Annotated in this window: 10 protein-coding genes; 6 read left to right on the forward strand and 4 right to left on the reverse strand. The window is 69.0% G+C overall.

All coding sequences use genetic code 11. The annotated features are described in order from the left end of the window. Both ACI3KU_RS18665 and ACI3KU_RS18670 read right to left on the reverse strand, forming a co-directional pair. Nucleotides 1-2,368 (reverse strand): Ig-like domain-containing protein (locus ACI3KU_RS18665; protein WP_404923840.1); only part of this gene is annotated, 2,368 nt, incomplete at its 3' end. A 218-nt stretch (nucleotides 2,369-2,586) separates the two neighbouring features. Beyond that, on the reverse strand, nucleotides 2,587-4,098 hold the full coding sequence (locus ACI3KU_RS18670) for an SDR family NAD(P)-dependent oxidoreductase (RefSeq protein ID WP_404923841.1): 1,512 nt from the start codon (nucleotides 4,096-4,098) through the stop codon (nucleotides 2,587-2,589). 154 nt (nucleotides 4,099-4,252) lie between these two features. Between ACI3KU_RS18670 and ACI3KU_RS18675 the strand changes: the two genes are divergently transcribed. Genes ACI3KU_RS18675 through ACI3KU_RS18685 form a run of 3 tightly spaced genes read left to right on the forward strand, consistent with a single transcriptional unit; the run spans nucleotide 4,253 to nucleotide 6,386 of the window. Then, nucleotides 4,253-5,443, forward strand: coding sequence for an anion permease (locus tag ACI3KU_RS18675; RefSeq protein WP_404923842.1), 1,191 nt, complete (start codon nucleotides 4,253-4,255; stop codon nucleotides 5,441-5,443). Nucleotides 5,444-5,466: 23 nt separating this feature from the next. Then, a complete protein-coding gene (locus ACI3KU_RS18680) occupies nucleotides 5,467-5,757 on the forward strand; it encodes a hypothetical protein (protein ID WP_404923843.1) in 291 nt (96 codons plus the stop codon). Next, nucleotides 5,754-6,386, forward strand: coding sequence for a DUF3349 domain-containing protein (locus tag ACI3KU_RS18685; protein ID WP_404923844.1), 633 nt, complete (start codon nucleotides 5,754-5,756; stop codon nucleotides 6,384-6,386). The genes ACI3KU_RS18680 and ACI3KU_RS18685 overlap by 4 nt, the downstream gene beginning before the upstream one ends. A gap of 56 nt (nucleotides 6,387-6,442) precedes the next feature. Here the strand turns inward: ACI3KU_RS18685 and ACI3KU_RS18690 are convergent, their stop codons facing one another. After that, nucleotides 6,443-7,012, reverse strand: coding sequence for a TetR/AcrR family transcriptional regulator (locus ACI3KU_RS18690; protein WP_404923845.1), 570 nt, complete (start codon nucleotides 7,010-7,012; stop codon nucleotides 6,443-6,445). Nucleotides 7,013-7,087: 75 nt separating this feature from the next. On the opposite strand from ACI3KU_RS18690, the gene ACI3KU_RS18695 reads away from it, so the two are divergent. Then, nucleotides 7,088-8,083, forward strand: a complete 996-nt coding sequence (locus ACI3KU_RS18695) for an SDR family NAD(P)-dependent oxidoreductase (protein ID WP_404923846.1) — start codon at nucleotides 7,088-7,090, stop codon at nucleotides 8,081-8,083. A 68-nt stretch (nucleotides 8,084-8,151) separates the two neighbouring features. On the opposite strand, the gene hrpB is transcribed toward ACI3KU_RS18695, so the two are convergent. Next, on the reverse strand, nucleotides 8,152-10,713 hold the full coding sequence (hrpB, locus tag ACI3KU_RS18700; protein WP_404923847.1) for an ATP-dependent helicase HrpB: 2,562 nt from the start codon (nucleotides 10,711-10,713) through the stop codon (nucleotides 8,152-8,154). A gap of 126 nt (nucleotides 10,714-10,839) precedes the next feature. Here hrpB and ACI3KU_RS18705 point away from each other — a divergent pair, with 126 nt between their 5' ends. Together ACI3KU_RS18705 and ACI3KU_RS18710 are read left to right on the forward strand one after the other, a co-directional pair. Next, nucleotides 10,840-12,804, forward strand: a complete 1,965-nt coding sequence (locus tag ACI3KU_RS18705) for an ABC1 kinase family protein (RefSeq protein WP_404923849.1) — start codon at nucleotides 10,840-10,842, stop codon at nucleotides 12,802-12,804. 120 nt (nucleotides 12,805-12,924) lie between these two features. After that, the gene (locus ACI3KU_RS18710; RefSeq protein WP_404923850.1) at nucleotides 12,925-14,397 is read left to right on the forward strand and encodes a DUF3375 domain-containing protein; all 1,473 of its coding nucleotides are present in this window, start codon (nucleotides 12,925-12,927) and stop codon (nucleotides 14,395-14,397) included. Nucleotides 14,398-14,568 lie beyond the last annotated feature (171 nt).

Raw genomic sequence — 14,568 nt, forward strand, 5'->3', positions numbered from 1 at the left:
CGGTGCCGTCAGCATCGCGAACCTCAACCGTGGCAGCCGGCGTACCGGTACCCACTGCGGTGGTCTCGGTGGTCGACGTCACAACCGGAGCCGTCGGAGCAACAACACAGTCAGCCGTGGTGAACGGCGTCTCGGTGCTGTCCACACCATCGACGACCTGCACAGCGGTGTAGTCCGTACCGCAGACGAGACCGTCAACGGTCCACGTGCCATCCGGACCAACCGTCGCCGTACCGACAACGGTGCCGTCAGCGTCACGAACCTCAACCGTCGCGGCCGGCGTACCCGTGCCGTCTGCGGTCGTCTCGGTGGTCTCCGTCACGACCGGAGCGGCCGGGGCGACGACGATGTTCTTGTCGACGCTGGAGTACTGCGAGACGTAGCCGTTGGCGTCCACCGTCTGTACGCGGAGGTAACCCGACGTGTGCGCGGTGTCGACCGTGACCTTCTGGCCCGCGGTGACGTTGTCGACCGATCCGAGGTACTCCTCAGCGTGGTCGTCTGCCGTCCAGTACACGTGCAGCGTCACCGGACCGACGGCGGCGTTGTTGCCCGCCTCAGGTGCCGGCTGAGTCGCCGTGAAGGTCGCCGTGGAGCCGTTGTAGATGACGCTCTCGGCGCGGAAGGTCTGCACGCGGTTGTTGGCGAGTGCCCCGTTGTTCCACACGAACCAGTAACCGAGGTTCTCGGTCTCCGGGTCGAAGCTGCCACGCGTGTTCGGACCGAACGTGTTACCCGTGATCAGGGTCTTGCCGATCGCGTTGTCCGTGATCGGTGCCTCGGTCGGGATGTTCGGGTTGCCGCCGAAGCCGTCGATGTGGTTGTTCAGCACGCTCCAGCCGACGGTGGCGTCGGGGGTCGCAGCACCCGCGAAGCCCCACACGTACACGGCCCAGTGGTTGGCCATGTTCGCCGGAAGATCGACGTTGTCGCCGCGCTCCAGGTGCTGGATCAGCTCGTTGTTACGCACCACGTTGTTGGTACCGGGAGCGATCAGCGCGATGGCCGACTTGCTGATGTCCGCGTGGAAGTCATGGATCTTGTTGTTCTCGATCACGACGTTCTCGGCATTGGCGCCCTGAACGCGGATGCCGTCATCCGACCACGGCGTGTCGAAGAAGTTGTTCGAGACCGTGACATCCGTCATCACGGATGCCCCGGAGAGGCCGAGGCTCAGCGCACCGCCGTTCGGCTCGCGCACCTCGGTGAACGTGTTCCCGTCGAACAGCGCGTCCGTGACGGTGCCGTTCATGAGGATGCCACGCGTGAAGGACGAGGTGTTGTTGGTGTATGCCAGACCGGTCCACGTGCCGCTGTTCGCACCGATGATGCGAGAGAGCGGCTGCAGACGCGAGATGCCCGTGAAGGTGTTGCCATCGAACACGGTGTCCGTGAACGACGACGTGTTGCCGGCGCCACCCTCGAACATCACGACGTTGCGCTCCGGGCCTGTGCCCTGCGTCATCGTGTTGTTGTTGAAGGTCAGGCCCGTGGTGGTGACCGCCGGGTTGATGTAGAAGGTCGGTGTGGTGAAGGCCTCGGCCGCAGCCCCGAAGTCGCTGTTGGTGATCGAAAGACCATTGACCACAGCACCATCTTCGATATCGATGTGTCCGTAGGAGGACTCGACGCCGCGGCTCGTGATGTTGTCGATCGTGATGTTCGTCACGGTGGTGGGGGTAGCCTGCGATCCGTCGATCAGGATCGAAGACCACCACTGGCTCTCGAACGTGCTGTTGGTGATCGAGACGTCGGTCGCGCCGTTCAGCAGCGCGACGCCGACCTCGGCGATCGGGCTGTCCGAATCGGAGAAGCTGATGTTGTCGACGGACACGTTGGTGCCGTCGATGGCTAGACCAGCAGCACCGGACTTCAGCTTGTCCAGGTTGGAGAGCGTGACGTTGTCCGAGTGGACGTAGATGCCGGCGAAATCGGCGTCCGTGGTGGTGTCGATGCCATCCAGGTTGGTGAAGTCGATGGTAACGGGGATGTCCGCATCGATGAGATAGCGAGCGCCCAGCGCGCCGGCGAGCTCATTTCCCGTGCCGATGGGCTGGTCCCACATCTTGCAGACGGTGCCGGGGTGCATGATCGGACCGGTTCCGGCGAGGGCCGCATCGAACTCGATCTTCACGCCATCCGGGTTGGTCGAGGCGTTCGCTGCAGCGAGAGCCGCACCGAAAGACCCCGGGTCCTGACAGTTGGTGAGGTTCGTGACCGTGATCACGTCTTCTGCGGCACTCGCCGCGGTGACGGGAAGGACGACACCGGCGATGACAGTGGCGAATCCAGCAGCGGCCGCACCAGTCCGCTTCAGAATCGTGCGGCGCCCCCGCGCTCGCTCTCGTTTCGGGACCTGGTGGCTCACTTGCGCTTCCTTTCGATGCGCGCGTCGCCAACGATCCGCTTCACGCGCACGCGCACGAAGCAAGTGAGGTTTCAGAGCCCTGGACCGACAACTGTCGCAGGGTGAGGTGCGGGGACGCGCTGGGGTAATTCGAGTTGTCTCACTTGAATCTTGCAGAGTCTCGGATCACTGCGTGTACTGACCACACTCGAATGACCCCAATATTGGGGTCATACACATCACCAGGGATGCGGCTTGTAGTCCTTCAGAAACACGCCGTACAGGTCCTCGCCCGCGACCCCGCGTACGACCGGGTCGTACACGCGAGCGGCACCGTCTACGAGGTCCAGCGGAGCGTGGAAGCCCTCCTCCGCGAGGCGAACCTTCGTGTAGTGCGGACGCTCGTCCGTGATCCAGCCGGTGTCCACTGCGGTCATGAGAATCCCGTCCGACTCGAACATCTCCCCCGCCGATGTGCGGGTCAGCATGTTCAGCGCCGCCTTCGCCATGTTGGTGTGCGGGTGGCCGGGGCCCTTGTAGCGGCGGGCGAACTGTCCTTCCATCGCCGACACGTTCACCACATACGAGCGCCCGGCCGCCGCCATCGCGGGGCGGAGTCGGTTGATGAGGATGAAGGGCGCGGTGGTGTTGCACAGCTGCACCTCGAGCATCTCCAGCGGGTCCACGTCGCCGATGTTCTGCACCCAGGTGTTCACGCGCTCCTGGTCGGGCACGAGCCCGCCGGCGTCGATCGCCGTGCCGTCGTGGTGCTTGGCGAGTGACGAGGAGCCGGGTGCCATGGCGAGTCGCGCGAGCTCGTCGGCGGTGATCGCCGGGGCGCCGACGCCCACCGTTCCCGCGAGCGAGGCCACCGACAGCAGCGGGTGCTCGGCGACCGAGGCCTGCAGCGCGTGCGGATGCAGGTCGTTGGTGTGCCCGAAGGTCTCCATCTCCGGCAGCGGGCCATCGGGCAGCGGCTGCAGTTCGGCATCGGCGAGGAGCGAGTAGGCACCAGGCGAGCGACGCACCGTCTGGGCGGCGTTGTTGATCAGGATGTCCAGGTTCCCCTGCGCCGCCACGGAGTCTGCCAGCCCCATCACCTGCGCGGGGTCGCGCAGGTCGATACCCACGACGCGGAGACGGTGCAGCCAGTCGGCGGAGTCCTCCAGCGCGGAGAACCGACGCACGGCATCGCGCGGGAAGCGGGTGGTGATGGTCAGGTGGGCACCGTCACGCAGCAGGCGGAGGGCGATGTGCATGCCGATCTTGGCGCGCCCGCCCGTGAGAAGCGCACGCTTGCCGGCGAGGTCGGCGCGCGCATCACGGCGACTGTGGTTGAACTCCGCGCACTCCGGGCACAGCTGGTGATAGAACGCGTCGACCCGCGTGTAGGGCTGCTTGCAGATGTAGCAGTTGCGGGGCTTACGCAGCTCGCCCGCGGAGGGAGACGCGGTGCGCGTGGAGATGTCCACGCCGCGCGTCTCATCGTCGATGCGATCCGGCGAGCCGGTTGCCGTGGCCGCGACGACCGAGCGGTCGGCCTCCGCGATGGACTCGCGGATCTCCTTGCGGCGGGCGCGCTTGTGAGCCCGGAACATTCCGGCGGTGGCACGGCGGACGCGGATGAAGTCGGGGTGCGTCGGGTCGAGCTCGGTGGTCTGCGCGAGCACGCGTAGCGCGATCTCGAGCTCTTCGGGGTCGAGGGCCGGCTCGAGGGCGCGCTCAGACGCGGCGGAATCAGGGGTGGACACCTGTCGATTCTAGGCGGGGTGCCTGAACGAACGGCCGTCACGCCGACGCCAAGAATATGCACAACGCACACTTGCATGAACGCTGCATGAACATCATCGGGCGATCCTCGGAAATCGCCTCGGGGGCCTCCAGAGGAGGAGAACACTTGCCGACGTGACTGCCGAATTACTGATCCTGATCCTCGTGATCATCACCGCCGTGGGCTTCGACTTCACCAACGGCTTCCACGACACGGGTAACGCGATGGCGACCTCCATCGCGACCGGAGCGCTGAAGCCCAAGGTGGCCGTGGCGCTGTCCGCCGTCCTCAATCTGGTGGGCGCGTTCCTGTCCGTGGAGGTGGCAGCCACCATCACCAAGGACGTGCTGACGATCCAGACGCCGGAGGGTTCACTGGTGCCCGGGCTGTCGGCCGAGACGGCGATGATCATCATCTTCTCCGGTCTCGTCGGCGGCATCCTCTGGAACCTGCTGACCTGGCTGCTCGGCCTGCCATCGAGCTCCTCGCACGCCCTCTTCGGCGGTCTGATCGGTGCGGGAATCGCGGGTGCGGCCACGGTGAACTGGGCGGGCATCCTCGGCAAGATCATCATCCCGGCGTTCCTGTCGCCGGTCATCGCGTGTGCCGTCGCCGCGGTGGGAACTTGGCTGATTTACGCGATCACCTCCCGCGTGCACGCCAAGCACCGCGAGGTGGGCTTCCGCTGGGGCCAGATCGGCACCGCATCGCTCGTCTCGCTGGCGCACGGCACCGGCGACGCACAGAAGACGATGGGCGTCATCGCCCTCGCCCTCATCGCGCACGGCGCACTCACGACCGAGCAGATCCACACCGAGGGTCTGCCGATCTGGATCATCTTCGTCTGCGGCATCGCGATCGCCCTCGGAACCTACATGGGCGGCTGGCGCATCATCCGCACGCTCGGCAAGGGTCTCGTGGAGATCGACTCCCCGCAGGGCATGGCCGCCGAGGCGGCGTCCGCCTCGATCATCCTGACCTCGTCCGCGATGGGCATGGCGCTGTCGACCACGCACGTCGCCACCGGCTCCATCCTCGGATCCGGCGTCGGCAAGCCCGGCGCGACCGTGCGCTGGGGCGTCGCGGGTCGGATGGCCACCGCGTGGCTCATCACGATGCCCGCCGCCGCCATCGTCGGCGCGATTTGCTACTTCATCGCCGCGGGCATCGGCGGACTTCCGGGCGCCCTCGTGGTGTTCGCTCTGCTGCTGGTCGGTGCCGGCGCCATGTTCGTGCGCAGCCGCCGCCAGAAGGTGGACCACAACAACGTCAACGCAGAGTGGGACGGCAAGGTCGTTCCCGACGTCGCTCCCGCGGCCCACTGACCCGCATTCGAAAGAGAGACGACATGAACATCGACATCGCTGAGATGGGTATGGCCGCGCTGCGCGTGCTGGCGCTGGGTCTGGTCTTCGGTGCGGGCCTTCCCGCGCTGTTCGCCGTCGGGATGCGGCTGCAGTCCGCCGGCAGCCGCGAGGTGAACGATGAAGCACCCGGTGCCCGCCGCCCGTCGCTGCTCGTGAGCGGCTACGCGATCTTCGCGATCGTGGTGCTGGTGGCGCTGGCCGCGGTGCTGTGGATCACGCGGCTGAGCATCTATCACTACTTCGGCATCTCCCTCTTCGGAGCGGGCCAGTGAGCACCGGCCTGCTGTCGCAGGTGCTCGGCTGGCTGCGCGCCGGCTACCCGGAGGGCGTTCCCCCAAAGGACTACACGCCGCTGCTGGCACTGCTGCGTCGGACGCTGTCGAACGAGGAGTTCGCCGAGGTCCTCGTGGCCCTGGAGCGGGTGGACCAGGATCCGGTGCGCCTGTCTCACATCCGTGAGGCCATCACCCGCGTCACGCGCGAGGAGGCAGCGGAGGACGACGTGCGTACGGTCGCGGCGCGTCTCGCCGCTGCCGGTTGGCCGCTCAGCAACGGCGCAATGCGCGAGGCCGCTGCCGCTGCCGCTGCCGCAGCCGCGTCCGACGCCGAGCCGGAGGAGAGCGTCCTCGCGCAGGTGCTGCGCTGGCTGAGCGCGGGCTACCCGCAGGGTGTGCCGCCGGTGGATCGCATCCCGGTGCTCGCGCTGCTGCGTCCGCGACTGACCGATGCGGAGATCCAGATGGTGTGCGACGTGCTGATCGCCCAGGCGGACCCGGGGGAGCAGCTGTCGACGGTGGACGCGCAGGTGCTGCTGTCGAAGTCTCTCAACGAGCTGCCCTCGGACGAGGACATCGAACGCGTGCGCACCCGGCTCGACGCCGTGGGCTGGTCCCTGGTCTGAGACCGGAAGTGAAGAGCGCCGACCCGTCGTCGATGGGTCGGCGCTCTTCATTCCGTTCAGGCTGCGATGCCCCGCAACAGCATGCTGACCGTTGCGTCCACGCGCTCGGCGCTCACCGGAGTGCCCAGCAGCGCGGCATAGCTCGCCAGCGCGACGAACTGGTCGGCGACGACAGCGGCATCCACGCCAGGACGCAGGTGCCCGGATTCCTGCGCCAGCGTCAGTCGGCGATCAACCCACGCCCGGATGGGGGCAGCCAGGCGCGCATTGAGGCGGAGCCCCAGATCGGCATCTGTCGCGGTGACCACGATCAGCGCGCGGGCGAGTTCCGTACTGGCCGCATCAGCCTGCTGCGAGTACATGGTGGCGAACCAGGCGTGCAGGTCGGCCGCGAGATCGTCCGTCATCGGCACGGCCACCTCCATGCCGGGGATCTCGCCCTCCAACAGCGCCTCACCGAGGATCGCGGCCTTCGACGGCCACCAGCGGTAGATGGTCTGCTTCGCGACCTCGGCCTCCTGCGCCAGGCCCTCGATGGTCACCGCGGCATATCCCTCGGCCGCGAGCGCGCGGCGCATCGCGGCCAGAACAGCCTGACGGGCTTTTTCACTGCGAGGACGAGGCACTTGCCCAGACTACCGGGCGTACTCTTGAATAAGTAGACGCACCGTTGCGTTATCGCTCTCGAGCAAGGAGACATCATGGCACTGACCGCACACTCCACCATCGGGGATTGGCTGGACGACTCCGTCGGCGGCCCCCTCGTCCGCGCACTGTTCGAGCAGAGCGGCACGGATGTCACCCAGCTCACTCCGGTGCTGTCGCTCCCGCTGCAGCAGCTGGTCGCGATGAGTCAGGGCGCGATGCCGCAGTCGGTCGTCGATGATCTGGTGCGCGCCGCCAACGATGGCGAGCTTCCCCAGGAGACCGCGGCCGCGGGTCCGCAGTTCACGCCGGGTCGCTTCGCCGGCAAGACCGTGATCGTCACGGGTGCGGCATCGGGCATCGGCCGGGCAACGGCGGAGCGCATCGCGCGCGAGGGTGGACGGGTGATCGCGTCCGACATCGCCGCCGACAAGCTCGACGCGCTGAAGTCCGACCTCGCCGACGCGGACATCGTCACCGTCGCGGGCGACCTCACGAAGCAGGACGCGATCGACGCCGTGATCGCCGCAGCGGGCGAGCGGATCGACGCGCTCGCCAACATCGCCGGCATCAACGACGACTTCTCCCCCGCGGGCGAGACCAGCGACGCCGTCTGGGACCGCGTGATCGCCATCAACCTCACCGCGCCGTTCAAGCTGATGCGCGCCGTGCTGCCGATCATGGCGGCCGCAGGACACGGCGCCGTCCTCAACGTCTCCAGCGAAGCGGGGCTGCGCGGCAACGCCTCCGGAAACGCCTACACCGCCAGCAAGCACGGCATCATCGGCGTCACGAAGTCCGCCGCGTTCATGTACGGCCCGCAGGGGATCCGCGTGAACTCCGTCGCCCCGGGCGGCGTCGCCACCGGCATCCCGATGCCTCCGAACATGTCGGAGTACGGTTCGGGCCGCCTCACCCCGTTCCAGCAGGCGATCCCCACCATCGCCACGGCCGAGCAGCTTGCCGCATCGATCACGTTCCTCCTCAGCGACGACGGCGTGAACATCAACGGCGCCATCCTCGCCTCCGACGGTGGCTGGTCCGTCCAGTAACCCCCCACGCCCCGCCCCCGGTTCCTGAGCACCCTTCGTCTCGCTCAGGAACCGGGGGCGACTCCGCCTCAGGCGCCGGCCAGCCGCCGCTTCGTGTACGCCGTCGCGACGTGGGTGTGCGGGTCCTCGGGCCATGGATGCTTCGGGTACCGCCCGCGCATCTCCGCGCGCACCTGCGCGTACGGTCCGGCCCAGAACGACGCCAGGTCCGCCGTCACCGCCACCGGACGCCCGGCCGGAGACAGCAGGTGAAACAGCACCGGCACCCGCCCGTCCACGACGCGCGGCGTCTGCGTCAACCCGAACATCTCCTGCAGCTTCACCGACGCCACCGGCTGCCCCGCCGCATCCTCGGTCGACGGGTATGTGAGGCGAACGGTTGACCCGGATGGCACGCCGATGCGCTCGGGCACCAGCTCGTCAAGCCGCGCCGCCTCCGGCCACGGCAGCAGCCGCCGGAGCGCCGGAAGCACATCCACGCGCGATGCCGATGCTCCGGCTGCGAGCGCGGTGATCTCGGGCCCGAGCCAGTCCCGCACCGTCGCCGCGAGCGCAGCGTCCGACACGTCAGGCCACGGTGCCCCGAGTTCCCGATGCAGCAGCGCCAGCCGCCCCCGGAACGAGACCGCGGCATCCGACCAGCTCAACGTCGCAAGCCCGTCCCGCTCCAGCGCCCGAAGCACCGCGGCGCGGGTGTCGTCGTCGGCACGCGCCTTCATCGGCGTGCTCGACAGCACGATGTCGCCGAGTCGCTTGTCGCGGCGCACCGCGATCCGCCCGTCCACGAAGCTCGCTTCGGTGCGATCCGTGAGCAGCGCGGCACCGGCGACCGCCGCGACCGCTTCATCGATCGCCGCGGCCGAGCGGATCACGGCTCCGGTCCCCGCTGCCGTTCTGCCCTGCGCTCGGCCAACCTCCGCGACAGCAAGCCAGGGCGCGGAGGCCAGCGCACCGCTCACTCCCGCGCGCGTTCCCGACGCGAGCTGAAACACCGCGGCTCCATCCGCGTCACCCACGCGTCGAGCGATGCGTTCCGGATACGCGAGCGCCACGACCGTCCCCACCGCGACGTCGAGCGAGATCGAAGAAGCCTTCGCGCCCGGATCCCCCTCGATCAACCCGCGGAATCGACGCGTCTCCCGCTGCCATTCCCGCGTGCGCGGATGCCGTCCGTCGCGCAGCGCCCGCAGCGCAACCGACAGGTCCGCATCCTCCACACGGATCTCCCCCGCGACGAGAGCGATGATCTCCGCGGCGCTCTGCGCCCCGACCAGATCCACCCCGTCAAAGAGCGCTCGTGCCAGTCGCGGATCGGCGGGGACGCGCGCGAGACGCTCGCCGCGAGCGGTCGCTCGTCCGTCGGCAGCGGTCGCCCCGAGCGATTCCAGCGTGCGCTGCGCATCCGCCGCCGCGCCCGTCGGCAGCGGATCGGGCAGTCGCAGCCCCCGACCCCCGGGCGATCCCCAGCACGCCAACAGCAGGCAGGCCTCGGTGAGATCGCTGGTCAGGATCTCCGGTGTAGGGAACGCGGGCGCGGCAGCGTAGGTACGCTCATTCACGCAGCGGATCACCGTTCCTGGCCCGAGTCGCGCCGCACGTCCGGCACGCTGCACCGCGGCGGCGCGCGACGTGGGCACCGTGACGAGTCCGGTCATGCCGCGAGCGGCATCGCGCCGAGGAACACGCGACAGGCAGGTGTCCACCACCACGGTCACGCCGGGAACGGTGAGCGAGGATTCCGCGATCGACGTCGCCACGATGATGCGTGGCCGGTCACCCGGCGCACGCCCCGCCACGGCACGATCCTGTTCCAACGCGCTCACCTGCGCGTGCAGCTGGAGCACCTCGGCCCCCGGGGCAAGCGCCGCCGCTTCTCGCGCGATGGCGCCCACCTCGCGCGCGCCGGGAGCGAACACCAGCACGTCCGCCGAGGGATTCCGCGACAGCGCACGGGAGTGCTCCGCCACCACGGTCGTCGCCACGTGATGCAGGAACGCGGGCGTGACACCGCGCTGATCCAGCCGATCCGCTCGTGCGGGTGCCCACCGCTCCTCGAGCGGGTACGCGACCGCCGGGTGCGAGACCACCGGTGCGGGAGAGTCGCCACCCAGCAGCGCGGCAAAGCGGTCCGCGTCGAGCGTCGCCGACATCGCGACGAGCACGAGATCCTCCCGCAGCTCGCGCACCTCGCCGAGGAGTCCGATGAGCAGGTCAGTATCGAGGGCACGCTCGTGCACCTCGTCGAGAATGACGGCGTCGACGCCGTCGACTTCGGGATCGGCGAGCAGTCGTCGCAGCAGGATTCCCGGCGTCACCATCTCGATCCGCGTCGCGGCACCGACATGACGCTCGCCACGCACAGAGAACCCGACGTGATCGCCGAGGCCGGTGCCGTCCAGGAACGCCAGCCGACGAGCCGCGGAACGCGCAGCGACGCGACGCGGCTGCGTCACGATGACGCGGCCCGACACGCGGTTCGCCACCAGCGGCGGCACGAGCGTCGTCTTCCCGGATCCCGGCGCAGCGGAGACGACCACGGCTCGCGAGTCGTCGAGCGCGGTGGACAGCTCCGCCGCCGCGGCGGCGAACGCGAGTCCCGCACCGATCTTGGAGATGTCGAACGCCCGCATCCCCTCATCCTCCCAGCACGACGGGGGCCAGGTTCCGGGATCGGACGCCGTTCCTGCCGCAGACACCCGTCACGTGCGATCCTGATCCCACCACAGCGAGCACGACACGACAGCGAGGCGGCTCCCATGCAGTATCTGTTCGGCAATCTCGTGGCGGTCGTCATGACCATCGTGATCGCCGCCGTGGTCGGCGCGCTTCTTCGTCGCGTTCTGGACGGTCAGCCGGCTCGCTGGCGGAGCTTCGTCGTCGCGCTGATCGCCATGCTCGTGGTCGCGGGGGTTGCGGAGCCGGTCGCCGTTCAGCTCGGCGTCACCGCGAGCGCGACACCCACCACACAGGCCGTGCTGTGGTGGCTGTTCATCATGCTCCTGGTCGTGCTGGGCATCGGTGTCGGCGCGCTGGGCGTGCTGGTCATGGGCGAGGCGCTCCTGCCGACCGGACGCTACGGCACGTTCGCCGATATCGCGCGCTCGCTGGCGGGTGGCGCGCGGCGATCGGTGCGCTACCTCTCTCTCCTCCGCGTGACTGCGGCCAGTCGCCTCTGGCGCTCCGCGCGAAACGGCCCAGACTCTCCCGAGTTCGCGGCCGCGATCACGCGCACCCTGAGCGATGCCGGGCCGACCTTCGTGAAGATCGGGCAGGTGCTCTCCACGCGTCCCGAGCTGGTCTCGCCTGCCCTCGCCGAGAGCCTGGCCACCCTGCAGTCCGATGCGCCCGCCCTCCCCGCCGATGTCGTCGAAGCGGAGCTGACCCGCTCGTGGGATCGTGCACCTGGCACGGTGCTTGCCGAGCTGGATCGCACGCCGTTCGCGGCTGCCTCCCTGGCACAGGTCCACACCGGCCGGATGCCAGACGGCACGGAGGTGGTGGTGAAGGTTCGACGCCCGGGCGCCGTGCAGCAGGTGACCGTCGATACCTCCATCCTTCGTCGCTTCGCGGTGAGTGCCGAGCAGCGTTTCGGGTGGGCGCGTGACGTCGGTGCCATCGCTCTCGCGGAAGGCCTCGGCCGTTCGCTCCTCGGCGAGCTGGACTATCGCTCGGAGGCTCGGAACGCGCGGGCGTGCGCCGCCGGTCTCGCCGACGACCCACTGATCACGGCGCCCACGGTGATCGCCGACCTCACGCGCGAGAACGTGCTGGTGATGCAGCGGCTGCCTGGCACGAAGCTCGCGGATGCGGCCGCCACGCTGACCGATGAGCGCCGCGCCGAACTCGCCGATGCGCTGCTGTCACGGGTGGCGACGAGCATTTTCGTCGACGGTGTGTTCCACGCCGATCTGCACCCCGGAAACCTGCTGCTGCTCGACGACGGTCGCATCGGCATGCTCGATTTCGGAGCCATCGGCGTGATCGATCCCGAGACGCGACGCCAGCTCTCACTCCTGCTGCTCGCGCTGCTCACCGGTGACGACCTCGCGGCGGCGACCGCGCTCACCCTCGCCTTCGATCTCGGCAGCCGCCAGCAGCGCGGCTCAGCCGACGCGATGCGGCGCGAGCTCGGTCGCCTGATGACGCTGCACCTCGCGGGCTCTCCCGACTTCACTGCTCTCGTCGCCGACCTGGTGCGATTCCTCTCGCGCCACGGCGTGGTCGTCCCGGGTGATGTTGCCGGCGCCTTCCGTACGCTCGCTTCGCTCCAGGGCACCCTCCACGCCCTCGTTCCGGGATTCGACGAGATCGCCGCGATGCGCTCCATCCTGCCGACCCTCATCCACCGCTCGCTGGATCCGATGCTGCTGGCCCAGCACGGGGCGATCGAAGCGGCGCTCGCGCTGTCGATCGCCCGCCGCCTGCCGGAGCGCATCGAGCGCGTCTCCGACGACCTCGCCAGCGGCCGTCTCGTCGTGCGCACCCGCGCGTTCGCCGACTCCGATGACCGCCACTTCGCGGCCTCCCTCGTGACCGATGCCGTGTCGGGAGTCCTGGCTGCGGTGCTGATCGGTGTGGGTGCGGGGCTGTTCACCGTGGCCGATGGCCCCCAGATCGGGCCCGGCATCGGTCTGCTTCCGCTCGTCGGCGCCGTCGTCGGGACAGCCGGCACGGCGCTGGCCTTCCGACTCCTCGTGCGCCTCTTCCGCCGCCGCTCCTGAGCGCCCGGTTCCTGAGCGCACTTCGTCGCGCGCATCGGGGACACCCACCCGCCCGCGGTATCCTGGAAGGCCGTGCGGTGCACTCGGTGCCGCACGGATTTCGGCCGAGGGAGAGCAGCGATGAGCGACGTCACCGCTGAGCTCGCCCGCATCTCGGCGGCCACCCAGAGCCCCACGCTTCGGCTGCTGCGCACCAAGCGCGCGCCGTTCGTGCTCACCGTCTTCCGCGAGGTCTTCGACCAGTCGGCGAAGTCGGTGAAGGCCGACCGCGTGCATGTGCGCGTCGACGCGTTCCTCGCCGAAGCGCGAGAGGGCGGCTACGACGTTCCGCAGGGCGACGGCCGATCCCTCTGCACCGCGTGGATGAACGCGCGCTGGATCAACCGCGTCCACGACGATGACAACGATGAGGCGTACGAGCTGACCTCTGCCGCCCTCGGCGCGCAGCGTGTCGTGGAGAGCCTGACCGCAGATCGAGCACTGCTGAGCGAATCGCGCCTCACGATGATCGTCGACGGCGTTCGTCGTCTGGCCGGAGAGGCGAACCCCGACCGGGACGCCCGCATCACCGCCCTGGACAAGGAGATCGCCGCGCTCACCGCCGAGCGAAACCGCCTTCAGGCCGGCGGCGAACTGCATCGTGCCGGCGATGGGCGCATGCTCGAGGGCTACCTCAACATGCGCGACCTCCTGGGCCAGCTGCCGCGCGACTTCCGCCGGGTGGAGGAGTCCTTGGACGCGATGCGCCGTGACCTGATCAAGCAGTTCCGCGCGGAAGACCGCCCGAAGGGCGAAGTGCTGGAGGAGTACCTCAGCCGCAGCGCCCAGCTCTCCCAGGAGACCGAGGAGGGACGCGCGTTCGAGGGTGCCCTGGCGATCCTCAACGATCGCGAGCTGCTGCGCGCTTTTCAGGACGACCTGGCCACGATCCTCGATCACCCCTTCGCCGGGGAGGTCCGCACCGAGGACGCGCGCGTGTTCCGCCGATCCACCGACGTGCTGCGCCGCGGACTGCGCGACGTCCAGCACACCCGCACTCGACTGCACCGCGTGCTCGGCGAGCACATCACCAGTCACGATTCGGCACAGGACCGCGAGGTGACCCGCCTGCTCGCCGCCCTGCACGATGAGCTGTCGGTCTGGATGGACACCGCCCGCGTGCGCGACACCGTTCCGGCACTGTGGGAGCAGCCCGGGCGCCTCGACGTCGATCACGTCAAGGAGAACTTCCACTCTCCTGCGCACGATCGTCCCGTCGCGCGACTGGACCCCGACACGGGAGAGGCACCCGAGGGGCCCGACTTCGCGGATGTCCGCCTTCAGGGCGGTCCACTCACTGCCGAGGTGCGCGCGGCGCTGGCCGAGGGCCTTGCCGAGGGCGCCGCCACCATCGGCGAGGCGTTCAACACCCTGCCCGCCGACCTGAGCAGGCCGGTCGAGCTGTTCGGCCTGATGCAGATGACGGCCGATCTCGGCCGTCACGACGACACCGAGACGGTGCGCACGCACCGCCCCGACGGAACACCCCAGACGTTCGCGATCCCCCGCATCACGGCGGACGCGAACGCCCTGCACGCAGAGGAGGACGCATGAGCGACGACACCCGCGTGGACATGTGGACGGACGCAGACACATCCGTGGATGAGACAACCGTGGAGGCGGAGAAGTCCGCCGCGGCTCCCGACACGGCCTCCGCTGACAGGTTCCCCGCCGCCCCGGTTCCCTCCGACACGTTCCCCGCCGACCCGGTTCCCTCCGACACAG

The sequence above is a fragment of the Microbacterium sp. ZW T5_56 genome (assembly GCF_044987425.1).
Lineage (GTDB): Bacteria > Actinomycetota > Actinomycetes > Actinomycetales > Microbacteriaceae > Microbacterium.